At 43.9% G+C, this 19,755-nt stretch carries 28 protein-coding genes and 3 pseudogenes; 14 read left to right on the forward strand and 17 right to left on the reverse strand.

Features of this window, described 5'->3' with window-relative positions; all coding sequences use genetic code 11:
* Nucleotides 1–215 precede the first annotated feature (215 nt).
* The 3 genes from ABUA47_RS14800 to ABUA47_RS14810 are packed head-to-tail and all read left to right on the forward strand — an operon-like array spanning nucleotide 216 to nucleotide 1,234.
* Nucleotides 216–470, forward strand: coding sequence for a hypothetical protein (locus ABUA47_RS14800; protein WP_005868768.1), 255 nt, complete (start codon nucleotides 216–218; stop codon nucleotides 468–470).
* A 45-nt stretch (nucleotides 471–515) separates the two neighbouring features.
* Complete coding sequence (locus ABUA47_RS14805; RefSeq protein ID WP_005868769.1) at nucleotides 516–842, forward strand: hypothetical protein; 327 nt, start codon at nucleotides 516–518, stop codon at nucleotides 840–842.
* A 14-nt stretch (nucleotides 843–856) separates the two neighbouring features.
* Nucleotides 857–1,234 carry a hypothetical protein gene (locus ABUA47_RS14810; RefSeq protein WP_005868770.1) on the forward strand — a complete coding sequence of 126 codons (378 nt, stop codon included), beginning with the start codon at nucleotides 857–859 and terminating at the stop codon, nucleotides 1,232–1,234.
* Nucleotides 1,235–1,295: 61 nt separating this feature from the next.
* Here the strand turns inward: ABUA47_RS14810 and ABUA47_RS14815 are convergent, their stop codons facing one another.
* The 5 genes from ABUA47_RS14815 to ABUA47_RS14835 all read right to left on the reverse strand — a co-directional run bounded on the left by ABUA47_RS14815 (nucleotide 1,296) and on the right by ABUA47_RS14835 (nucleotide 2,975).
* A complete protein-coding gene (locus tag ABUA47_RS14815; protein ID WP_005868772.1) occupies nucleotides 1,296–1,568 on the reverse strand; it encodes a hypothetical protein in 273 nt (90 codons plus the stop codon).
* A gap of 12 nt (nucleotides 1,569–1,580) precedes the next feature.
* Entirely contained in the window at nucleotides 1,581–1,865 is a 285-nt protein-coding gene (locus tag ABUA47_RS14820) for an HU family DNA-binding protein (protein WP_005868774.1), read from the reverse strand.
* 99 nt (nucleotides 1,866–1,964) lie between these two features.
* Nucleotides 1,965–2,363 carry a hypothetical protein gene (locus tag ABUA47_RS14825; RefSeq protein WP_005868776.1) on the reverse strand — a complete coding sequence of 133 codons (399 nt, stop codon included), beginning with the start codon at nucleotides 2,361–2,363 and terminating at the stop codon, nucleotides 1,965–1,967.
* A gap of 49 nt (nucleotides 2,364–2,412) precedes the next feature.
* Nucleotides 2,413–2,733 carry a type II toxin-antitoxin system PemK/MazF family toxin gene (locus ABUA47_RS14830; protein ID WP_005868777.1) on the reverse strand — a complete coding sequence of 107 codons (321 nt, stop codon included), beginning with the start codon at nucleotides 2,731–2,733 and terminating at the stop codon, nucleotides 2,413–2,415.
* Nucleotides 2,727–2,975, reverse strand: a complete 249-nt coding sequence (locus ABUA47_RS14835) for an AbrB/MazE/SpoVT family DNA-binding domain-containing protein (RefSeq protein ID WP_005868778.1) — start codon at nucleotides 2,973–2,975, stop codon at nucleotides 2,727–2,729. Before ABUA47_RS14835 ends, ABUA47_RS14830 begins: the two co-directional genes overlap by 7 nt.
* 433 nt (nucleotides 2,976–3,408) lie before the next feature.
* Here ABUA47_RS14835 and ABUA47_RS14840 point away from each other — a divergent pair.
* The 3 genes and pseudogenes from ABUA47_RS14840 (at nucleotide 3,409) to ABUA47_RS14850 (ending at nucleotide 5,245) form a co-directional block, all read left to right on the forward strand.
* A pseudogene (locus tag ABUA47_RS14840) lies at nucleotides 3,409–4,261 on the forward strand (virulence RhuM family protein).
* Nucleotides 4,262–4,277: 16 nt separating this feature from the next.
* Nucleotides 4,278–4,607 carry a hypothetical protein gene (locus tag ABUA47_RS14845; protein ID WP_005868780.1) on the forward strand — a complete coding sequence of 110 codons (330 nt, stop codon included), beginning with the start codon at nucleotides 4,278–4,280 and terminating at the stop codon, nucleotides 4,605–4,607.
* A gap of 41 nt (nucleotides 4,608–4,648) precedes the next feature.
* Nucleotides 4,649–5,245: a recombinase family protein gene (locus ABUA47_RS14850; protein WP_005868781.1), complete on the forward strand. Its 597-nt coding sequence runs from the start codon at nucleotides 4,649–4,651 to the stop codon at nucleotides 5,243–5,245.
* A gap of 112 nt (nucleotides 5,246–5,357) precedes the next feature.
* Here the strand turns inward: ABUA47_RS14850 and ABUA47_RS14855 are convergent, their stop codons facing one another.
* The 6 genes from ABUA47_RS14855 to ABUA47_RS14880 all read right to left on the reverse strand — a co-directional run bounded on the left by ABUA47_RS14855 (nucleotide 5,358) and on the right by ABUA47_RS14880 (nucleotide 9,784).
* The gene (locus ABUA47_RS14855; protein ID WP_005868782.1) at nucleotides 5,358–5,756 is read right to left on the reverse strand and encodes a hypothetical protein; all 399 of its coding nucleotides are present in this window, start codon (nucleotides 5,754–5,756) and stop codon (nucleotides 5,358–5,360) included.
* A 348-nt stretch (nucleotides 5,757–6,104) separates the two neighbouring features.
* Nucleotides 6,105–6,515, reverse strand: coding sequence for a hypothetical protein (locus tag ABUA47_RS14860; protein WP_005868783.1), 411 nt, complete (start codon nucleotides 6,513–6,515; stop codon nucleotides 6,105–6,107).
* A 176-nt stretch (nucleotides 6,516–6,691) separates the two neighbouring features.
* On the reverse strand, nucleotides 6,692–7,318 hold the full coding sequence (locus ABUA47_RS14865; protein ID WP_005868785.1) for a RadC family protein: 627 nt from the start codon (nucleotides 7,316–7,318) through the stop codon (nucleotides 6,692–6,694).
* An 881-nt stretch (nucleotides 7,319–8,199) separates the two neighbouring features.
* Entirely contained in the window at nucleotides 8,200–8,670 is a 471-nt protein-coding gene (locus ABUA47_RS14870) for a hypothetical protein (protein ID WP_349824552.1), read from the reverse strand.
* Nucleotides 8,667–9,407 carry a hypothetical protein gene (locus ABUA47_RS14875; RefSeq protein ID WP_349824551.1) on the reverse strand — a complete coding sequence of 247 codons (741 nt, stop codon included), beginning with the start codon at nucleotides 9,405–9,407 and terminating at the stop codon, nucleotides 8,667–8,669. The genes ABUA47_RS14870 and ABUA47_RS14875 overlap by 4 nt, the downstream gene beginning before the upstream one ends.
* Nucleotides 9,408–9,610: 203 nt before the next feature.
* Nucleotides 9,611–9,784, reverse strand: a complete 174-nt coding sequence (locus tag ABUA47_RS14880) for a hypothetical protein (RefSeq protein ID WP_224201638.1) — start codon at nucleotides 9,782–9,784, stop codon at nucleotides 9,611–9,613.
* Between ABUA47_RS14880 and ABUA47_RS14885 the strand changes: the two are divergent.
* The 3 genes and pseudogenes from ABUA47_RS14885 to ABUA47_RS14895 form a co-directional block, all read left to right on the forward strand.
* Nucleotides 9,766–11,025: pseudogene (locus ABUA47_RS14885) on the forward strand (IS1380 family transposase); the annotation flags it as partial. The gene ABUA47_RS14880 and the pseudogene ABUA47_RS14885 overlap by 19 nt on opposite strands.
* Nucleotides 11,026–11,139: 114 nt before the next feature.
* Entirely contained in the window at nucleotides 11,140–11,532 is a 393-nt protein-coding gene (locus ABUA47_RS14890; protein WP_005868789.1) for a MobC family plasmid mobilization relaxosome protein, read from the forward strand.
* The gene (locus ABUA47_RS14895) at nucleotides 11,529–12,476 is read left to right on the forward strand and encodes a relaxase/mobilization nuclease domain-containing protein (RefSeq protein ID WP_005868790.1); all 948 of its coding nucleotides are present in this window, start codon (nucleotides 11,529–11,531) and stop codon (nucleotides 12,474–12,476) included. The genes ABUA47_RS14890 and ABUA47_RS14895 overlap by 4 nt, the downstream gene beginning before the upstream one ends.
* A gap of 21 nt (nucleotides 12,477–12,497) precedes the next feature.
* On the opposite strand, the gene ABUA47_RS14900 is transcribed toward ABUA47_RS14895, so the two are convergent.
* Nucleotides 12,498–13,157, reverse strand: coding sequence for a helix-turn-helix domain-containing protein (locus ABUA47_RS14900; RefSeq protein ID WP_004329304.1), 660 nt, complete (start codon nucleotides 13,155–13,157; stop codon nucleotides 12,498–12,500).
* Nucleotides 13,158–13,219: 62 nt separating this feature from the next.
* On the opposite strand from ABUA47_RS14900, the gene ABUA47_RS14905 reads away from it, so the two are divergent.
* A complete protein-coding gene (locus ABUA47_RS14905) occupies nucleotides 13,220–13,369 on the forward strand; it encodes a hypothetical protein (protein WP_004329303.1) in 150 nt (49 codons plus the stop codon).
* Between the two features lie 47 nt (nucleotides 13,370–13,416).
* Here the strand turns inward: ABUA47_RS14905 and ABUA47_RS14910 are convergent, their stop codons facing one another.
* Nucleotides 13,417–14,316: a helix-turn-helix domain-containing protein gene (locus tag ABUA47_RS14910; RefSeq protein ID WP_004329302.1), complete on the reverse strand. Its 900-nt coding sequence runs from the start codon at nucleotides 14,314–14,316 to the stop codon at nucleotides 13,417–13,419.
* Between the two features lie 130 nt (nucleotides 14,317–14,446).
* Here ABUA47_RS14910 and ABUA47_RS14915 point away from each other — a divergent pair, with 130 nt between their 5' ends.
* The 4 genes and pseudogenes from ABUA47_RS14915 to ABUA47_RS14930 all read left to right on the forward strand — a co-directional run.
* A complete protein-coding gene (locus tag ABUA47_RS14915; RefSeq protein ID WP_004329300.1) occupies nucleotides 14,447–15,223 on the forward strand; it encodes an MBL fold metallo-hydrolase in 777 nt (258 codons plus the stop codon).
* Complete coding sequence (locus ABUA47_RS14920) at nucleotides 15,220–15,888, forward strand: radical SAM mobile pair protein A (protein WP_004329299.1); 669 nt, start codon at nucleotides 15,220–15,222, stop codon at nucleotides 15,886–15,888. The genes ABUA47_RS14915 and ABUA47_RS14920 overlap by 4 nt, the downstream gene beginning before the upstream one ends.
* Complete coding sequence (locus tag ABUA47_RS14925; protein WP_004329298.1) at nucleotides 15,885–16,760, forward strand: radical SAM mobile pair protein B; 876 nt, start codon at nucleotides 15,885–15,887, stop codon at nucleotides 16,758–16,760. The genes ABUA47_RS14920 and ABUA47_RS14925 overlap by 4 nt, the downstream gene beginning before the upstream one ends.
* Nucleotides 16,761–17,252, forward strand: a pseudogene (locus tag ABUA47_RS14930) (sensor histidine kinase); the annotation flags it as partial.
* Here ABUA47_RS14930 and ABUA47_RS14935 read toward each other — a convergent pair.
* From ABUA47_RS14935 to ABUA47_RS14950, 4 genes are all read right to left on the reverse strand, one after another.
* The gene (locus ABUA47_RS14935) at nucleotides 17,247–17,399 is read right to left on the reverse strand and encodes a hypothetical protein (RefSeq protein ID WP_005868795.1); all 153 of its coding nucleotides are present in this window, start codon (nucleotides 17,397–17,399) and stop codon (nucleotides 17,247–17,249) included. The pseudogene ABUA47_RS14930 and the gene ABUA47_RS14935 overlap by 6 nt on opposite strands.
* A 127-nt stretch (nucleotides 17,400–17,526) precedes the next feature.
* Nucleotides 17,527–18,165, reverse strand: a complete 639-nt coding sequence (locus ABUA47_RS14940; RefSeq protein WP_007564634.1) for a recombinase family protein — start codon at nucleotides 18,163–18,165, stop codon at nucleotides 17,527–17,529.
* A gap of 241 nt (nucleotides 18,166–18,406) precedes the next feature.
* Nucleotides 18,407–19,243, reverse strand: a complete 837-nt coding sequence (locus ABUA47_RS14945; RefSeq protein ID WP_005868798.1) for a virulence RhuM family protein — start codon at nucleotides 19,241–19,243, stop codon at nucleotides 18,407–18,409.
* 3 nt (nucleotides 19,244–19,246) lie between these two features.
* Nucleotides 19,247–19,576 (reverse strand): hypothetical protein, encoded by a 330-nt coding sequence (locus ABUA47_RS14950; protein WP_005868799.1) that lies wholly within the window; start codon nucleotides 19,574–19,576, stop codon nucleotides 19,247–19,249.
* Between the last annotated feature and the right edge of the window lie 179 nt (nucleotides 19,577–19,755).

Consider the following 19,755-nt stretch of genomic DNA (forward strand, 5'->3'; position numbering starts at 1 on the left):
TTTCTGGTTTGCCCATAATCAGCCGCATAGCGGATGACTACGGGTAAACCGGAAATGAGAACAGTCATTCCGATGAAGGGGAGGGTGGGAAAGAATACTGCGTGAACGCAAAAACACAGTATGTCATCTTAAAACAATATCTTTAAAAAGTTTTTCAGAAGAAATGCTTACCAATATCCTAATAATTATTACTTTTGATAACATAATACAACGATATGGAAAAGAAAAAGATTACAATAGAGGTAGAACCAGCTACAGCCGTAGCTACCGTCGGTTTATTGCGTGGGATATTTCCCAGTATCATCGAACAACTGGAAAGGCAAGCCGCAACAAACGGCAGCCCCTTAAAATTCAATAAAGTAGAAAATATGCAAGAAGTATTGGATGAGATTTATGAAAAGTGCATTGCCGAAACGAACCTCCGGGAGTTTGCCCAGGCGCACTTAAATAGTGACGGATTACCTAACTGATACAGAAATACGGAATCTGCCAGCCATCCTTATTCCAAATAACAAATGGTACAGAATTACACACCTGTCATGTGGGATGACAAAGCATTTGCCTTTGTCCCCTACGAAGCATTCAGTGATTTGCCACATTATCCCAAAGAAAAATGTGAGCAAATTTGCAAAGAGCTGAACAGCCTTATAAGACTATGTACTTATAGGCCGAAAAAGGAAGATATTTATTTTCATCCGGTAAGTTATGTACGTCGTTCCGGAGGTTTCATAGTTACGGATAATCAGGCATCCTTTGAGAAATGCCCCTATCCTGCTTGCGCAGACCGTCATAGCTGCCAAAAAATATGTGATTTGATGAACCGTATCATTGAAGAGTCTTAATTATATAAAATACCATGGAACATCCAAACTCCAAATGCAGAATAGCACAAGCTGAATATTTAAGTCGGCTACCTGAAGAAGAACGGGAAAATAAGGCCAGAGATATTAGAATCGGAAACGCCAGCTATATTTACCACCAACAAGCGGTTCCAATCCAAGAAAACAGATTGATAATGTATTATAAAGAGTGGTTGGAAGGTCTTCCTCCCAACATTTCACGCCATATGAGAATGCTTGGATTTGAAGCATGTAAGACAATGATTCCGTTTACGAGATATGTGAACGAAAGAAACGATATTGGTATGCGTGACTGGATGCAAGAGCATCTTTCACCGAGTGACTTCAACTATTGGCAGGAACTTTCGAAAAAAGCAGGTTCGCCAACATTTTAATCCCATCCCGTTCAATACGCTGCCTGAAGAATAAAAGGTGCGTATTAAACGAGAATATTTTTTAGCGTTTAGTCATCTCTTCCCGCACCAGTTCCGTTTCTGTCGGGGAGAGTTTCGGCAATTTGACAGTTGCCGGACTTTCTAACTGGTAAGCCTTCACCTCATTGATAAGCAGCTGCCAGTCAAAAAGAAATTCTTCGGAACAACCATGTTTACGATAAATTTCTTTTGCTGCTTCCAAAATCTCAGGAGCGCAAAAATCGTCTCCCTGAAAGACAACTGCCGGACGATCATTATTGATACAGTCTCTCAATAATCGTAACTGATCTTTCATTGTGTTTACCTATTATGCGTTCTGTTGTTTTACCATTTTCAAAAATTCGTCAGACGGTTTAAATGCCGGTATGTTATGAGCCGGAATAATCATAGTAGTATTCTTAGAGATATTCCGAGCTGTCTTTTGCGCTCTCTTCTTCACTATGAAACTACCGAATCCACGAAGATAGACATTTTCCTCCTTACCCAACGAAGTCTTTACCTCGTTCATGAATCCTTCCAAAACAGCAAGCACCGCTTTGCCGTCGATGCCGGTTCTGGCAGATATTTCCTTTACGATTTCCGATTTAGTCATTTCTTTATAATTTGAAAATTAGCGTGCAAAGATAATTAATCCAATGGATTATTTAAAGTCTGGCATCCGCAGCAAGCCCTGCCTTCGCCCAATGAAGTGTTAAATTGTTGCGTATGGGTCAAGTTCCTTAATCCGCTTACACAAATAATCAAAGCGTTTCTTGGTAAGCGGTGTGAGTGTATCGAGGTTCTTGCCATCGAAATTCTCTCCGAAAATAAGGTCGTCCACTCCTATGCCGTGATTGTAATTCTCGCGCACGCAATCACGCAGAATCCAAAGGTTATGCAGGTTCACCCAGTCGGCTGTAATGTTTCTGATTTTACTGAACAGCAGCGCAGCAGTGTAAAGGTAGTGTCCGCAATGGTTGTAGTCATGCAACACCAGCTTGCCCTGGTAATAGATGTCGAAATCCTTGTTTTCTTCATCTTCCTTTGTATCGCAGTAGAAGAATGGAATGTCTTTCAGACCGTCCCAATTAATATAAGTAGTTGGCTTCATAATATCTTTTTTGAATACGCTACATAACCTGTTATTTGCACACTTTCCATTATTCACAGAACATTTGATGAAACACTTCCTTCAGTCTTTTTATCTCACTGAAATTCAAATCTCCAATCTTTCTTTTCAGCCGGCTTTTGTCCACCGTGCGAATCTGATCCGTGGCTATCTCCCCATCACGCCCGGCTACAGAACACAGAACCCGGTAAGGATAGTTCCTTATGGTGGAGGTTATCGGAGCAATGACTACTATTGTAAGGTACATATTCAAATCTGAAGGAGTTACAACAACACATGGCCGTGTCTTTGCCATTTCACCCCCACGGGTAGGGTCTAACTCTACCCAATACACTCCATACTGTTCTACCATGTCCAATCCTCAAACTTTTCATCCTCAAACACATCAGGGATAAGCAACTCATCATCCCCATTCTCATGGGCACGTTTGGCAGCTTCCGCCCATCCCTGCCGTGGTTGTGCCTTTATCACAATATTGTTCCCGTCCAAAGAAATGCTCACAGCCGATTTCAAGGACAAACGCAACTGTTTCAATATCTCGGAAGGAAGTATTATCCCCTTGCTGTTTCCAATCTGAATAATGTTTGTTACCATAATGTTATAACTTTAAAATTGATTATCACAACACAAATATAGACAAAGTTATAACAATACCAAAAGAAAAGCCAACTTTTTTCCATTTTCACCGATAACCCGGCCAACGGCTGCACTCGTCGGGAGGCTAGTGCCCCCCTTGCCGTGCGGCGCTCCCCGACCTATGATTCTTATCATGTCTTGTGTCCTTTTCTCCGCTTCTAACAAACAAATCTGCATAAAATATAGATTTGCGTTTCCATTTGAATTTTAGTTATTTGATACCCTAACTATGAATAGCAAACAGATAACTGATTTTTAAAACAGCAGAATGTTTCTGTTTTATTAAAATAAAAAGGGAACAAATTTTTAAGGTAATACTTACGGAAAAAACAGACTTTATAACGTTTCTTTTTCGTACATTTGCAACAATATAATAAAAGCGAAACATATAATGGAGAAGCAAGGAGAAATCATACTATACCAACCGGATGAAGCTGTAAGGTTGGAAGTACGTTTAGAAGATGAAACCGTTTGGCTCACACAAGCGCAGATAGCAGAACTTTTTCAACGTGACAGAACCGTTATTACCAAACATATAAATAATGTTTTTAAGGAAAAGGAATTGGAAGAGAAAAGCAATGTGCATTTTTTGCACATTGCTAATTCCGATAAGCCTGTCAAGTTCTTTAGTCTAGACGTAATAATTTCAGTTGGATACAGAGTTAAAAGCGTAAGAGGTACGCAATTCAGGCAATGGGCAAATAAAATTTTAAAAGAATATTTATTGAAAGGTTATTCTATAAACCAACGGCTCAATGACATGGAATATAGAATGAACAATAGATTCTTCCAAATAGAGAAAACCATTGCTGAACATGATGCAAAGATAGACTTCTTTGTACGCACCTCATTGCCTCCGGTGGAAGGTATATTCTTTGACGGTCAGATATTCGATGCGTATAAGTTTGCTACAGATTTAATAAAGTCTGCCAAATGCTCACTTGTGCTTATCGACAACTATGTAGATGAATCCGTGTTACTCATGTTGAGCAAACGAAACAGTGGAGTATCAGCTACTATTTATACACAAAATAAACGCACAGCTCCAACTTGATTTAAACAAACACAATGACCAATATCCTCCCATTGAAGCTAGAACCTACAAAAGTAGTCATGACCGCTTCTTAATCATTGATAATACGGAAGTATATCATATTGGGGCATCGCTAAAGGATTTGGGCAAGAAAATGTTTGCTTTCTCCAAACTGGAACTTCCTGCCCATACGATAATTGATGTATTATGAAATAAGCTAATCACCCATGCGAGAAGCGGAAGAGAATATAAAATTCAAGATGGAAATTGACGTATTGGTTCCCATTCCACGTACTGTCACCCGTGATTTCACCAGTTTGAAGCACCTGCGTCAATGGCAGAAACGGAATGACATCGATGGTTCTCTTTACTGTTTTGCACACCGGGAATACCTGCTCAACGAAAAGGGAGAATGGGAACAATTTACCGTTATCGGCAAACAGGTAGTGACTATCGGAGAACTGGAAAGGCTTCTTTTGGCAATGAAGCAAAAGGGGTTCAACCAATACAGCCGTGAGGAATATGAAGAATTAATGTCTTCATATTTGAAAAAGTGAAGAATTAAAACCTTCATTACACATTTAAATACGAAAACAGGATGAAAATAGGATATGCCCGTGTTTCCACCAAGGAACAACATCTGGATATGCAACTGGAAGCGTTGAAGGCTGCCGGATGCGAGAAAATCTTCTCTGAGAAAATGACCGGACGTCAACAAAACCGCCCGGAACTGGATGCCTGCCTGAGCTTTCTCCGGGAAGGCGACACACTTGTCGTATATAAGCTGGACCGGCTTGGCCGTTCGCTGAAGAATATCCTTACGCTATTGGAAGATTTCAAGAATAGGGGCATCCAATTCACCTCACTGCAAGACAACATCAGTACGGAAGGCGCAATCGGCCAACTGATGAACAACATTCTCGGTGCTTTCGCTCAGTTTGAAAGAGACCTTATCTATGAGAGAACCCAAGAAGGCAGAAGAATCGCCAAGGAAAAAGGTGTCAAATTCGGCAGAAAGACACTTATCAACAAAAACAACATCGCCAAGCAGAAAAGCTGCATCCAACTCTATGAATCCGGAACGCCGGTAAGGGAGATACAGAAAATATTAAACATAGGCAGTAGCGGAACAGTATATCGCCTATTAAGAAGGAATGGAATTGCGCTGAAATCCGAGAACAAAAATAACAAATAACGAATAAACCTCTGCCCATCCTTCAAAGATGATTCTCAAAGATCGTCTGCAATTCCACCTCTCAGCAAGATTATAGGAAAGTCCCCTTCACGGGGACTGATTTTTTTTAATTTTAATACAATAACTCCATGCACTCCTGTACCGCTTTTTCCAATGCTTCTTCCAAACAACAAAAAGCGTCCGCATTACTTTCGGAGTCATACAACACATAATCTCCAGCCCTCACAACCACATGCCAGACCGCCACGTTTTGTTCTGTTTGAAACGTATATTCACGAGTCTGTATCATCCATTGGATACATGCTGCCAGTGTCGGGCACTCGCACATATACATCGGGGTATTCCTTCCCTCAATATCGGTGCGTAGCCTATCCTGTTTGTCATACCAATACTCACAAGGCACGTAATAGTATAATTCCTTCATCATAAGAGCTGTGTCGCTATTAACCAATCTCTCTTTGTTGATTTGTGTAATCAAATTTTCCATATTAGCATTATTTAAGTTGAACATCTGATTTATTCTTCAGCTAGATTCAAGACCTTTTCATTTTTTGTATCGGGAAGGTCTTTGGTCAGCCGACCTTTTTTTTGATGTCATTCCCCATCTGAGTTCTGAGCCTTTTTTCGGCATATCAAGGTCTGGATTGCAAGCAATAAGCCAAGTTTCACTTATGGAAAATGTCGGGAAGACACTTCTTCATCGTTATTTTCCATACAGTAAAGGCGCATGGCCGTAACTTGCCATTTGCGGAATCCCGAAACCTTTGCCGAGCAAAAAGCCGGACTCGGATCGGAGGAAAGAAGCCGGGGGAGGCAGCCCACAGAAAGGGCAATCCGATACAATCAAGAAATTAACCTGCTATACCCTTGTGCGAGTGAAATAATCCATCATAGACACTACATACCTAAGTAGTGGTATCAATACACCGATCACATATATCATAGCGTAGCCCAAAAGGACAAAAGGTAATGTTTTACGATAAAGACATGCAACAGCGAGCAATATAAACGAAAAAGAAAAGCCATAAACCCCATATTGAAAACCGGGTATCAACTCATAAACAGGTACGGGTTCCGGATGAAGCATGGCTCCGGCCACAATAGAATAAAGGCTGGTCAATAATATAAGCAGCGTATATAAGCAACTCTTAAGAATCCTGGGATCATTCCTTTTACAATAGAGAATCGTTCGGATATCACTTCTAAGAAACTCAATGCCCAGTAAGAGAGCCACCATAACGCCTGTATCAAAAGTAGAAAATACATTCATTCCGATCACCTTTGGCGCGAAGATATGTATTTATTCTGAAAAGCCACGTCTTTGCGTATTTTACGATGTCGCATCCGATAGTCCGGGAAGCATTTTTTTGGTTCTTTTTTGGGGTGACTGCCAAAAAAGAACCCCGAAGCCGAAATCCCGGGCAGACGGGATTTCTCCCGTCCACCTTACCTATTTTGCAATCTTCCCTCGTCCGCATAGCTATAATAGTTATTGCCTGCCACAATCACATGGTCAACCAAACGGATGTCTAATGTTTCAGCGGCTTTTTTAACTGCTTCCGTCAAGCGGTCATCCGCACTGCTGGGCTTGCGTGCTCCTGATGGGTGGTTATGTACCATGATAAAAGATACGGCGTTATAATACAATGCCTGCTTCATGATAACCCGTATATCCACAGGGGCGGTATTTATCCCGCCGCATGAGATACGGACTTTACGGATGAGTTTGGACGAACTGTTCAGCAACAGCACCCACATCTCTTCAGTAGCTATATCGCACAAAACAGGATGCATCATTTTATAAACATTATTGCTGGATAAAAGCGCAGGACTTTCAACTTGCCCTTCTTTCAGCCGTTTATATAGCTCAATCGCCGCATAAGCGACTTTTTTACGGCTGGGTGTTAGTGTTTCCAGTACATCAGACAAGCACAATCCTTCTATTTCCATCTGTTCATACTTATATTCTTCACGTTTCAGTTTCTCACTGTTCGTCAAGGTATAAATCAACTCGCTGTTTTCCATCACCCGATAAACGTCATTCACTTCAAATACGGTTCTCTTCGTTTTCATACTGCCAAAAATTAAAAGATTAATACTCGCAAACATCGCTTGTCGCCCCAACCATAAATTTTTCCTCAACTGATTGGGAACAGTGCATTGAAGAGAAAGCGGGAAAGACGGATCAGAACGGGATTGAACTGGTAAATACTACCTCCCGGAATGGGAGGATGGAGATTTGGCTTTTCAATATCGGGCGTTCCGGCCACGCCTACCTTCGCAATGTTCCTATCAGTTCAGGAAAAAATCATCATACCTCTCTTCCGGCATAGCCGGAGCGTAGAGCGTTAGGGATAGCAGGGAAAAGCCTGGAGGGTAACGAGGACTTGCAACGAATAGCCCGGTCAGAAGGGAACGCCCTGAAAAACTAATTCGGATACAGAAGATGAACAGAACCGCCTTCCAATCATATAAAAAAGCGTGAAAATCAACACATACTTCCGAAAAATCTTTTTCCGAAAGTACGTATAGGGCATGTGAAGGGAAAATTTATTTTCCCAGTCATTTCTATGTTATCGCTTTGGGGATATTTAAAGGGGTTAGGAGTTTAGGTCTTTATTATGTATTTTGGTGGATGGTTTTACACAGCCGATACCTTTTATTTAAAAATTTCTCTCTTTTATTTCACTGATATACCGACATATAAAAAAAACAGGGATTACCTATTCCCTTCATTAACGGGTGGACGGTTTTACACAGCTGACAAGTGAAACCGGACGCTTTTACACAACTAAAGCAAAAGGAGTGGACGGTTCTACACAACTAGAAGCAACAAACGGGACACTTCTACACAACTAAAACAGGCAAAGCGGATGACTCCACACATCTAATCACCCCAATAGGGACACTTCTACACAACTAATTCTATAAAAAACCGTGAAACGTGGACGGTTCTACACAGCTGGATCGTCCATGTTCACCGCCCCGTCCGTCTCCGGAGATATGAACTCTTCAGGAGCAGGAGCAACTTCCGTTCCATTGGCACTCTCCAACTCTTCCTGTGCCCATCCTTCCGGAAACCTGCCGAATACAGCCACGAAATCACTGATATATATCTGTTTCTTCTTTTCTACGCTTTCCGGGGAGTTTGCCCATAAAAGGAACTCTTTATACAGTCCGGCATCTTCCTCCACCTCTTTGATCTTCTTCCTCCTGACAGCCATATCCGTGTCCGGGTAGGCAATCTCGACATACAGCCCAAGCAGGTTCTTATAGAATTTCTTCACCACGACAGCATATTGTCCTTCATCAAAATAGTGCAGCGTATGCCTAGGAAACGAGAACAACACGGTATATGCCCATCTCTCATGATCGCCTTTCACAAAAGAGAAATTGAAATTGGTATATTTCAGGTAAGTATTCATCTTTTCAGTATCGAGGCGACCTTCTTTTTCCGGTCTTTGGGTTCGGCAATCTCTATGCCGAGCTTTTTAGCCAGCTGATCGACTGTCAGCACATAAAAAGGAGCCTCATTCTTGGTGGTCTTATACTTGATCAGGTAAACCATCTTGGAAAGTTCCAGATAGAAATAGCGGTAACGGCTGGGCAGGCTACGGTAATCCTGAAGTTCCAAGAGGTTATAGAGCGAGAACATGAAATTCTTTATCTCCGGGCTTACCACTGCCGAGTACAGCCTTTTCGTTGACTTCTTCGTCTTGAAATCGGTCATTATGTCGAAACGTTTCAAGATCTGCACGAAATTATAGGATGTACGGCCATCCTCGCCAATGGTCGGATAGCAGAGGTTCTCCAATCCCAGTTTATAGAGAGCCGCCTCAAAAACCGTCTCGATAGGATGGCTGATTCTCTGTCCTGCCGTGTCGGTACATACATATTCCGGCTGCATATTCTTTCCGAACATGGCCGCGAGCTGCCGGCTATCCAGCTTGCGCTGCAAGTTGGTACGGTCATACCCCATCTTACGGCAGAAGTCTTCTACGGAGAACCAGGAAGTCCCGAACAAGTCTTTGAGGTGATAGCTGCCCAGGTATATGATCAGATCGAGCATGACATTTCCACCTGCCTCATACAACCGTTCAATCAGCACGGAATTATAGCTTTCCCCAAGCACCCTAGGGACACGAATCAGTTCTTTTGCCATGATAATACTTACAAAATCAATCCTTTCTCTGTTTTCATTGCCACAAAGATAGGCATACCGGCCAACATACGCGTCATAATTATCAATCAGTTTTAACGGTATGACCGGTATGGGAAAAGGAGAAGTACTTTCCTGAAGAATGCTTTATCCGCCCTTCATCAGAAAGAAAGCATCTTACACCTGTACCCCATAGACATCCTATATTACTTTTTCAGTTCTTCCGATAAAAAGGAACGGTCTATCAATACTTGCACCAATGGTTTCTCTTTGACAAACTCATCAAGCTCACGCTTTATCAATTTATTGCCCAACCCTATGCGTCGTCCAAATTCCTCGAAATCCTTCCGCCCTACCTGATGAGCAATTTGACTCCACATTGTCATCTGTAATCGACTCAACCCTCGGTCTAAGGTGTAGATCGTTAGGTTATCAGTACAGCGAAATCATCCGTTCTCTCATGAGTATCTACTTCTGTGGTGGCTCATGTATTGAGGATGTCACTACTCATTTGATGAACCATCTCTCGCTTCATCCGACACTTCATACTTGTAGTTCTGATACTATCCTCAGAGCGATAAAGGAACTGACGCAAGAAAACATCTCATACACATCAGATACGGGTAAGAACTACGATTTCAACACGGCTGACACTCTCAATACTTTACTGCTCAATTGTATGTTTGCATCTGACCAACTGAAAGAGGGTGAGAAGTATGATGCAAAGCCTACATACAAGAAGTTCTCTGGTTATCGCCCTGGCGTGGCGGTTATTGGTGACTTGATTGTTGGCATTGAGAATAGCGATGGTAACACAAAAGTTCCATTTCATGGCACGTTTTCTCGCCATGGCAGAGCTTAAGTAAACTTAGCTCTGCTCATCTGGCTTAACGAAAACCTTCGTTTTCATCAGAAGGACACGCTGAAGAGGTTCTTTGAGAGATTTGAACAGAACAGGCTCACTATCAATCGTTTCAGAGCTGATTGCGGATCATGTTCCGAGGAAATCGTGGAGGAAATAGAGAAACACTGCAAGTCCTTCTATATCCGCACTAACCGCTGCAGTTCGCTCTACAATGACATATTTGCTCTCAGAGGCTGGAAGACTGAGGAAATCAATGGCATTGAGTTTGAATTGAACTCTATCCTTGTTGAGAAGTGGAAGGGTAAAGCATACCGACTTGTGATTCAAAGACAGAAACGGATGGATGGTGTGCAGGATCTTTGGGAAGGAGAATACACATACCGTTGTATCCTGACTAACGACTATGAATCTTCCGTAAGAGAAATTGTCGAGTTCTATAACCTTCGTGGAGGAAAGGAACGTATCTTTGATGATATGAACAATGGTTTCGGGTGGGACAGATTGCCCAAATCCTTCATGGCCGAGAACACTGTGTTCCTTCTTCTTACAGCACTTATCCGTAACTTCTACAAGGCCATTATCCAAAGACTTGACGTAAAGAGGTTCGGACTCAATGCAACAAGTCGCATAAAAGCGTTTGTCTTCAGGTTTATCTCTGTACCAGCCAAGTGGATCAGGACATCAAGGCGGTATGTGCTGAATATCTATACCTGTAACAATGCTTACGCAGATATTTTTCAGACTGATTTTGGATAACGCCTACAACTTATGGGTATGATACTGCGTATTGTCTCAAGTCGCATTGTGGGGTAAGGGGATGTTGTAGGCAGAAGTGGGTGTTTCTGCCTCAATTTATCTGATAATTCAGTAATGAGAGGACGTGTACACGCAAGAAGGACGTTGAAGGGCTTAGTTGCGGATTTGAGGCAGGTAAGAAAATACAAAGAATTAACAGCAACCGAGAAACTGAAATACCGTATCGCAGTGAAAATGACGGCAGCCGACTACTTCCGCCTGCTGACACGATCGCATGAGGCGGGCGTATCACCAAGCGAGTACATGAGGGAATGTTTCCGTAACGGTCATGTGAAAGAACGGCTGTCGGAGGAACATGCCGGATACATCCGCCAACTCTGCGGCATGGCTAACAATCTCAACCAGCTTGCGCGTAAGGCAAACGCCGGAGGCTTCCACGATGAACGGTGGGACTGCAAGGTGGCAGTGGCAAGGATTCATGAACTTATAACCAAGATAGGGATATGATGGCGAAAATCGTAAAAGGAAGCGACTTCAAGGGTGCGGTGGATTACATCATCGACAAGAAGAAGGATACGCAGATAGTAGCAAGCGAAGGCTTGTTTATGGAAAATCTGGAAACTATCGCCATGAGTTTCAATGCCCAGTCACGGATGAACGATAAGGTGACAAAACCTGTCGGACATATCGCGTTGAGTTTTTCCAAAGAGGATGAGTTACGGCTGACGAACCGTATCATGGCAGGCATCGCGCTTGAATATATGGAACGGATGGGAATCAAGAATACGCAGTTCTTCATCGCCCAGCATTTCGACAAGGAGCATCCGCACGTGCATATTGCTTTCAACCGCATAGACAACAACGGCAATACCATATCGGACAGGCACGAGCGTCTGCGCAGTACCCGCATCTGCAAGGAATTGACCTTGAAATACGGCTTGCATATGGCTGGCGGAAAGGACAATGTCAAACGCAACCGCCTGAAAGAGCCAGACAGGACGAAATATGCGCTTTACGACATCATCAAAATGGAAGTCGGCAGATGCGGCAACTGGAACGTGCTTATCGCCAACCTGAAACGGCAGGGAGTGGAAGTACATTTCAAGCATAAGGGGCAGACCAGCGAGGTGCAGGGTGTTGTATTCTCCATGAATGGCTACCATTTCAACGGCTCCAAAGTGGACAGGCGTTTCAGTTATTCCAAGATTGACGCGGCTTTGCAGCACAACAGATGCAGGGAACGTATGGGAATAACAGCCGGAATATATGAAACGGCTACACCAAGCGCACCGTCCGGCACGGCACAAAGCGAGTTGTTCAACGGCTCTTGGGGATTGCTAAAAAGCAGTGGCTCATCTTATAACACTGCTGATGCGGAAGCCAATCAGGAAATGGTGGATATACTTCGCAGAAGGAAGAAAGTTAAGCGCAAGAGAGGTGTTGGGTTCTAATATTCTGTACTAATCCAATTCTCACGACACTTGCGCTCTATATTCATTCGGAGTGTAACCTACCTCTTTCTTGAACAGTCGGGTAAAATGTTGCGGGTACTGAAAACCGAGATTATAGGCGATTTCATTAACGGTGTCGTCTGTAGATGCAAGTTCCGTCTTGGCTATTTCAATAGACTTGTCATGAATGAAATGCAGGGCGGTTGAACCTGTTTCTTTTTTCAATAAATCACTGAAATAGTTGGGCGAGAGGCAGAGCTTGTCTGCACAATACTGTACAGTGGGCAAGCCTATCCGTTTAGCAGCCCCATCATGGAAGTATTCGTCAAGCAACCGCTCAAATCTTGCGAGGATGTCTCGGTTTTGGTTGTCGCGTGTGATGAACTGACGGTCATAGAAACGTGTGCAGTAATCAAGGAACGTCTTGATGCTGTCTGTGATGAGGTTCTTGCTGTGACGGTGTATCGGATGGTTCAATTCATATTGAATCTTGTGGAAGCAATCCATGATGATTTGCCGTTCTTCCACACTAAGGTGCAATGCCTCGTTTGTCTCGTAGGAAAAGAACGAATATTCACGCATTATCCGCCCGAGAGGTGTATTCCGCAGCAGGTCGGGATGGAACATAAGCAGGTAGCCATCTGGTTGGAACTGCATGCCGTCATCTTCCGCACCGAACACCTGTCCGGGCGCGATAAATATCAGTGTGCATAATTATTCCTAAGTCTGTGAAACCGGAACGCATGAAGCAGAATCTCGACATATTAGACTTCACCCTGTCGGCCGACGACATGGCACGGATAAAGACGCTGGATACCGACAAGCCTTTCTTACTCGGCTCGCACGAAGATCCAGAAATCGTAAAATGGTTCATGCAGTACAAAAACGCCTGAACATCAACAACCATATTTCGATAGCCGCTATCGACTATATTAAGAAGTTATTCGTATATGCCTTTATTGTAATCCGTCATGTACTGAGTAAATGTTTTGCCTGTTTGCTGTTTGAAGAAGCGCATGAGATGGCTCGGATCAGAGAAATTGAAATCATCCGCCATTTCACTGACAGTGCGGTTGGAGAATAGCAATTCGTTCTTCAGTTCCTCAAGCAGACGTTGTTTTATCAAATGGGTAGCTGATACTCCGAATTGGGCTTTTACTGAGTTATTGAGTGTGATGCGACTGACATGAAGCATGTCTGCATATTCCTGCACCCGCTGGTGGGTGCGGATATTCTGTTCCAACAAGTCCTTGAACCGAAAAGCGAAATTGTTTTTAGCAATTTCAGCGGGCAAGCAATAGGCGGCAGCGTATGTACGATTGATAATCAGCAAAAGATAATATAGTAAGGAAACAATGATATTGTACGTATCGGACACTGGATTCATCAGCTCATACTTAATCTTTCCGAGCAGCCGCATATATTCCTTCATTTCGTCATGTGTGGCATTGATGTAAGGCGGCGTATCTGTCTGGTAACAATACAAAAGGCGAAAAACGAAGAACTTGTCGGCGATAAAAGTACGCATGAAATCTTCGCGGAATATAAGGAACGTGTAATCCAACGCCGTCTCATCTACATGCCACTCTTGTTGCTGATGGGGTGAAAGCAGGAGAACCATGCCGTCGCGCAGTTCAATCTTGCGGAAGTTCAGTAGCAAATATCCGTTTGCCTTACGGAAAAAGTAGAAGCTGAAGAAGTCTGTCTTAAACCGCTTGTTTTCTGTCAGCACAAGTCCGATGTCCTTGTTTATGGCAGTATTGATGTAAAAATCCACGCCGCAGCGTGTCTTGTTGAACGGTACGCTGACCAGTCGATCAGGGTTGATTATCTCGTCCATATCCTTGTCGTTTTTGCAAAGATAATAATTTCATTTATCAAAATGGCATAATTACCGTTTTTTCAGGCATAGATGTTTCGCCGGATTCTTCCGAACTTTGCACCCGTAATCAATAACAAGACATATAGTCATGAAAAAGACATCTACAGTACAATTGGTGCGCAATGCCACCTTGAAAATCAGGTATGCGGGACACACCATGCTAATTGACCCCGTTTTAGCCGACAAAGGCACTTTGATATCGGCCCTCGGTGTGAATAAAACACCGAGGGTACACCTCACCATTCCTATTCAGGATATTATCGGAGGCGTGGACATGGTGCTCCTGACCCACAATCACATCGACCATTACGAGCCGAGTGTCCCCACACATTTGCCCAAAGAAATTCCTTTCTACGTTCAGCCCCAGGACGCGGACGCCATCAGAAACGACGGATTTACAAATGTGATACCCATCGAAGAAATAAAAACAATAGACGGCATATCCATTTACCGCACGACCGGACATCATGGTTTCGGGCAGATCGGGCAGATGATGGGACCTGTATCAGGTTATGTGCTAAAAGCCGAGGGCTTCCCGACCGTTTATATAATGGGTGACTGCCGATGGGAAGCATGTATCCGAGACACCGTGGAACGGTTCAATCCTGACTATATCGTGGTAAACTCCGGAGGTGCAATCTTTCCCGAATTTTCCAAAACGGACGGTCCTATCATCCCCGACGAGAACGAAGTGATGCAGATACTTGACGAATTGCCTTCGCATATCAAGCTGATAGCCGTACACATGGATGCCATCGACCATTGCCAGACCACCCGTGCAATTCTGCGCAATGAGGCAACGCATCACGAAGCCGACATGAGCCGGCTGATTATCCCGGAGGACGGAGAAACAGTTGTGTTATGAGTGTCTGCATTAAATCCCTGATAAAAAACATGAACATAGTGGTAGGGTGCACTATAGGATGCCCTTACTGCTATGCCCGTAACAACTGCCGCCGTTTCCACATTACCGACGACTTTTCCGTGCCTGAATACATGGAACGAAAACTGCGCATCATCGATACGTCCCGTCCTCATGTGTGGCTCATGACAGGAATGAGCGATTTCTCCGATTGGAAGCCTGAATGGAACGCAGAAATTTTCGAGCGGATCAGCAGCAATCCCCAGCACGCCTATATCTTTCTGACGAAGCGCCCTGACAAAATCAGTTTCTCCTCTGACGACGAGAACGTATGGATGGGCGTGACCGTTACGCGCAGTTCCGAGAAAAGGAGGATTGATGATTTGAAAAAGAATATCAAAGCACGACACTACCATGTCACGTTTGAACCTCTCTTCGATGATATCGGCGAGATTGATTTCGAGGGAATTGACTGGATTGTCATAGGCACAGAGACCGGAAACCGAAAAGGAAAGTCATATTCGCGCCCCGAATGGGTGCTTAGCATTGCAGAACAGGCAAAGGCTCATGGCATACCGGTGTTCATGAAAGAGGATTTGCTGCCGATTATGGGCGACGAAAGAATGATTCAGGAATTGCCGGAACAATTTACCAGACGAATACAATGAATATGGATACAATAAAGGAAATAGATGTAAAGAGTGTAATGACCAAATCCTCTCTGCCGGTGGGAGGATATTCGGTCAACCCTTATGTAGGGTGTCCCCACGCCTGCAGGTATTGCTACGCATCGTTCATGAAACGGTTCACCGGGCACACCGAGCCGTGGGGTACGTTTTTAGATGTAAAAAACTGGAAGCCGATAACGAATCCTCATAAATACGACGGTGAACGTGTTGTAATAGGGTCTGTGACGGACGGTTACAATCCGTATGAAGAAGAATTCCACCGTACCCGAAGGCTGCTCGAAGAGCTGCGAGGAAGCGATGCCGAGATTATGATATGCACAAAGTCCGATCTTGTCCTTCGCGATCTCGACCTGTTGAAGAGTTTTCCCAAAGTGACTGTGTCATGGTCTGTCAATACGCTCGACGAGCAGTTCTGCGCAGATATGGACAACGCCGTAAGCATTGAACGCCGTCTGAAAGCGATGCGTCAGACATACGAGGCAGGTATCCGCACCGTATGCTTCGTCTCGCCCATATTCCCCAGAATAACAGACGTAAAGGCAATAATAGAGGAGGTAAAAGATTATGCTGATTTAATCTGGCTTGAAAACCTGAATTTACGCGGGCAGTTCAAAGGCGGGATAATGACGTATATCCGTGAGAAGTATCCTGACCTCATACCGCTTTACGAGGAAATTTACAATAAAAAAAGGCTTGAATACTGGCAGGCATTGGAGCAGGACATTTCAAATTACGCCAAGGAGCAGGGCTTCCCGTATCGTATAAACGATCTGCCATACGGACGCTCGGAAAAAGGCAAACCTGTCATCGTAAACTACTTCTACCACGAAAAAATACGATTGACAAAATGAGGCTATGCCGGACTGATGCAGAAAAGTTGTAGCGCGGATAAAAGCACCATGTATGTGGATAATATCCGGCAATCTTCCGAGCGTATGCGGGAGATGCTCAACACGCTGCTGGATTTCTTCCGTCTGGACAACGGCAAGGAGCAACCCAACCTTTCCCCTTGCAGGATTTCCGCAATCACGCATATTCTTGAAACGGAGTTCATGCCCATTGCCATGAACAAGGGGCTGACTTTGATAGTGGAGAGCCACACCGATGCGGTGGTTTTGACCGACAAGGAACGTATCCTGCAAATCGGCAACAACTTGTTGTCAAACGCCATCAAGTTCACGGATAACGGTAGTGTATCATTGGCAGCGGATTATGATAACGGTTTGCTGAAACTTATCGTTGAAGATACCGGTACGGGCATGACCGAAGATGAGCAACAACGAGTATTCGGTGCATTTGAACGTCTTTCAAATGCCGCCGCAAAAGACGGCTTCGGATTAGGCTTCCTGCAACCAGCCGTTATCCAACAGCCGGGTTAAATGCGTCCTCCCTATCTCGGCCGTCCCTTGCAGGACGACACAGCGGTCTTTCTCCTGGAGCTTTCTTAATTCCTCCAGTGAAGCCGCCATTTTCTCCGCCATTGTTGCCATAACCGTTTTTATTTAGATTCTGATTATTTTCGTGCAAATACTCGTTTTTAGACACGTGTAAATACTCGTTTTTAATTATGTGCATTTACTCGTATTTGTTGCAAAAATACAATATTTGTTCCGATAATCAGCTACTAATGAAGTCTTTTTTTACTTGTTGTATCGTCGAAACGGCCTTTCCCGTGAGCTTCGCCACGTTCCGGATCGAGTAGCCTTTCTTTAACAAGGCGATCGCCTCCCGGTATTCCTCTTTCCTCTGTTCGGCCGTTTTCCGGCTTCCCGGCTTCCGTCCCAGCCTGCCCCCTTTCTGGATGTACAACTCCCGTCCGCTATTAAGGCGGTCGATGATCCCCTGGCGTTCGATCGCGGCCAGTTCCCCCAACAGGGTAGTGATCAGAGAGGACAAGGGGTTTACCGTCTTGTCCGGCCGTAACGTTTCCAGGTTCAGGTTTTGAATATACACGCATATTTTATGCGTGTGCAGCGTATCGAGTGACTTTAGGATCTCCAGGGTTGAACGCCCCAGGCGTGAGATCTCGGTCAGCAACAACATATCCACCCGGTTCTGCGGATCTGTGCAGTATTCCAGGCAACGGCTTAAAACCGGGCGTTCGATATTGGCCTTTCGTCCGCTTATCTTTTCCTCAAAGACCGCCGTCACCTCGTACCCCCGTCCGGCTGCGAACCTCTCCAGATCGACAACCTGCCGTTCGGTCGATTGCCTGGCCGACTGCGAGCTTACACGTGAATAAATAACCACATTCATCCCTTTTGCTTTTGTTCTTCCTTATCTATTGTTTTAATCACCTTATCCACCTCTTTCAAGGAGGCATTATTTCCGGATCTATCCAAAAAAGAAATTCGCTAATTAACCTATAATTACTATCTTTGCATTGTAATGCTTGGTAAAGCCTCTGTTATCAAAACACGTAACCAAGTCAAGGATATACCCGTTCATCAAGAACGGGTTTTTCTTTTGCGACAGCCCATTCATAAGACAAAGGATATTATAACAGGTCAGTAATCACAGCCGCCGGAATATCCAGCTTTGAGAAAGCGAACATCTTTTTCCCCAGATCCTTTAACGAGGCTCCGATATGGTACACGTCCGTTTCATCAACGATCAGGAAACGGTCGTGACTGTCCCGGTACGTCCTGATGTCGATAGGTGGGTACTGGCTGTTATGCCTGTCAAGATCAAGTTGGAGTTGCTGCGTGATACGCTGGGTGTAAATGGTGGCCGAGACACCGACGCTGCGTTTACTCAACATGAGCAAGACCGTTTCGTCCACATAGTTGTCGATAAGCACGATCGAACGCCTGGCCGACTTTACCAGATCGGTAGCGAACTTGTACGCATCGAAAATCTGGCCGTTATAAAAAATGCCTTCGACCGGGGGCAAGGCAGTACGCACAAAAAAATCTATCTTCTCGGTATGTTGAGCGACAGTCCTTTCAAGTTCTGACAAACGTTTATTAATGGAATACCCTTTTAAAAGATAGTCCTTTAAAACCTTATTCGCCCATTGCCTAAATAAAATACCTCTTTTACTATTGACACGAAACCCAATGGATATGATCGCATCCAAATTGTAATAAGTCAGATTGCGCATCACTTGCCGTTTGCCTTCCTGTCGAACTGTTCGGAAATCCCGAACAGTTGAACTTTCCTCTAATTCTTTCTGATCATATATGTTTTTTATATGCTCGCTTATATTTGCTTTGCTGGATTGAAAAAGATCCACAATTTGCGCCTGTGTCAGCCAAACGGTTTCATCTTCCAGCCTCACTTCCAACCTGACCGCTTCATCCGGCTGGTATAATATGATTTCTCCCTGTTCCATTACTTATTTACCTTTTCTTAATTCATCAAGCCTCTGCATCGCACCGCTGAACTTCTCACTAAACATCATATCATCGGGCAAAACAAACCAGGTGGGAATACCTCTCGACTGTGGATTACCTATACATTCATCTTGCCCGTTCTGTTTGCGGTAATCGTCCCATTCACTATAAGCGATGTTCCAACGAATACCTAATTTATAGGTATTTTCCCATTTAATAATAGCCAGTGAATAGGCCGGATCATCTTTGCCGTCATAAATCACTTCTACAACTTCAACCACCCCTTTAGGGGAATTTATAAACTTCGGATTTTTATACGAATAAGTGCTCATGTCTTTTATTTTTTATTCATAGCACACAAAGATACTCAAAACAAATATATACATATATACATACGTATGATTAACGTATAAAAACATTTATGGTTATTCTAATCTTTGATTAATTCCGGTACAGAAACAAAACGTACCGAAAGACGGAAACAGGATTTATTTCGGTACGCTTCCCCGAT

The organism is Bacteroides sp. RTP31139st1_H2_RTP31139_211217 (genome assembly GCF_040227615.1).
GTDB lineage: Bacteria > Bacteroidota > Bacteroidia > Bacteroidales > Bacteroidaceae > Bacteroides > Bacteroides uniformis.

What these genes read in the sequence shown, in the direction of transcription:
- ABUA47_RS14815 (WP_005868772.1), bottom strand. Translation starts at nt 1,568, where the DNA reads ATGAAAGATCAGTTACGATTATTGAGAGACTGTATCAATAATGATCGT.
- ABUA47_RS14945 (WP_005868798.1), bottom strand. Translation starts at nt 19,243, where the DNA reads ATGGAACAGGGAGAAATCATATTATACCAGCCGGATGAAGCGGTCAGG.
- ABUA47_RS14865 (WP_005868785.1), bottom strand. Translation starts at nt 7,318, where the DNA reads ATGAAAACGAAGAGAACCGTATTTGAAGTGAATGACGTTTATCGGGTG.
- ABUA47_RS14915 (WP_004329300.1), top strand. Translation starts at nt 14,447, where the DNA reads ATGAAAAAGACATCTACAGTACAATTGGTGCGCAATGCCACCTTGAAA.
- ABUA47_RS14925 (WP_004329298.1), top strand. Translation starts at nt 15,885, where the DNA reads ATGAATATGGATACAATAAAGGAAATAGATGTAAAGAGTGTAATGACC.
- ABUA47_RS14860 (WP_005868783.1), bottom strand. Translation starts at nt 6,515, where the DNA reads ATGAATGTATTTTCTACTTTTGATACAGGCGTTATGGTGGCTCTCTTA.
- ABUA47_RS14950 (WP_005868799.1), bottom strand. Translation starts at nt 19,576, where the DNA reads ATGAGCACTTATTCGTATAAAAATCCGAAGTTTATAAATTCCCCTAAA.
- ABUA47_RS14820 (WP_005868774.1), bottom strand. Translation starts at nt 1,865, where the DNA reads ATGACTAAATCGGAAATCGTAAAGGAAATATCTGCCAGAACCGGCATC.
- ABUA47_RS14890 (WP_005868789.1), top strand. Translation starts at nt 11,140, where the DNA reads ATGAGAGGACGTGTACACGCAAGAAGGACGTTGAAGGGCTTAGTTGCG.
- ABUA47_RS14810 (WP_005868770.1), top strand. Translation starts at nt 857, where the DNA reads ATGGAACATCCAAACTCCAAATGCAGAATAGCACAAGCTGAATATTTA.
- ABUA47_RS14835 (WP_005868778.1), bottom strand. Translation starts at nt 2,975, where the DNA reads ATGGTAACAAACATTATTCAGATTGGAAACAGCAAGGGGATAATACTT.
- ABUA47_RS14845 (WP_005868780.1), top strand. Translation starts at nt 4,278, where the DNA reads ATGCGAGAAGCGGAAGAGAATATAAAATTCAAGATGGAAATTGACGTA.
- ABUA47_RS14855 (WP_005868782.1), bottom strand. Translation starts at nt 5,756, where the DNA reads ATGTTCAACTTAAATAATGCTAATATGGAAAATTTGATTACACAAATC.
- ABUA47_RS14940 (WP_007564634.1), bottom strand. Translation starts at nt 18,165, where the DNA reads ATGAATGTGGTTATTTATTCACGTGTAAGCTCGCAGTCGGCCAGGCAA.
- ABUA47_RS14875 (WP_349824551.1), bottom strand. Translation starts at nt 9,407, where the DNA reads ATGGCAAAAGAACTGATTCGTGTCCCTAGGGTGCTTGGGGAAAGCTAT.
- ABUA47_RS14850 (WP_005868781.1), top strand. Translation starts at nt 4,649, where the DNA reads ATGAAAATAGGATATGCCCGTGTTTCCACCAAGGAACAACATCTGGAT.
- ABUA47_RS14825 (WP_005868776.1), bottom strand. Translation starts at nt 2,363, where the DNA reads ATGAAGCCAACTACTTATATTAATTGGGACGGTCTGAAAGACATTCCA.
- ABUA47_RS14805 (WP_005868769.1), top strand. Translation starts at nt 516, where the DNA reads ATGGTACAGAATTACACACCTGTCATGTGGGATGACAAAGCATTTGCC.
- ABUA47_RS14800 (WP_005868768.1), top strand. Translation starts at nt 216, where the DNA reads ATGGAAAAGAAAAAGATTACAATAGAGGTAGAACCAGCTACAGCCGTA.
- ABUA47_RS14880 (WP_224201638.1), bottom strand. Translation starts at nt 9,784, where the DNA reads ATGTGGAGTCAAATTGCTCATCAGGTAGGGCGGAAGGATTTCGAGGAA.
- ABUA47_RS14895 (WP_005868790.1), top strand. Translation starts at nt 11,529, where the DNA reads ATGATGGCGAAAATCGTAAAAGGAAGCGACTTCAAGGGTGCGGTGGAT.
- ABUA47_RS14935 (WP_005868795.1), bottom strand. Translation starts at nt 17,399, where the DNA reads ATGGCAACAATGGCGGAGAAAATGGCGGCTTCACTGGAGGAATTAAGA.
- ABUA47_RS14920 (WP_004329299.1), top strand. Translation starts at nt 15,220, where the DNA reads ATGAGTGTCTGCATTAAATCCCTGATAAAAAACATGAACATAGTGGTA.
- ABUA47_RS14910 (WP_004329302.1), bottom strand. Translation starts at nt 14,316, where the DNA reads ATGGACGAGATAATCAACCCTGATCGACTGGTCAGCGTACCGTTCAAC.
- ABUA47_RS14870 (WP_349824552.1), bottom strand. Translation starts at nt 8,670, where the DNA reads ATGAATACTTACCTGAAATATACCAATTTCAATTTCTCTTTTGTGAAA.
- ABUA47_RS14905 (WP_004329303.1), top strand. Translation starts at nt 13,220, where the DNA reads ATGAAGCAGAATCTCGACATATTAGACTTCACCCTGTCGGCCGACGAC.
- ABUA47_RS14830 (WP_005868777.1), bottom strand. Translation starts at nt 2,733, where the DNA reads ATGGTAGAACAGTATGGAGTGTATTGGGTAGAGTTAGACCCTACCCGT.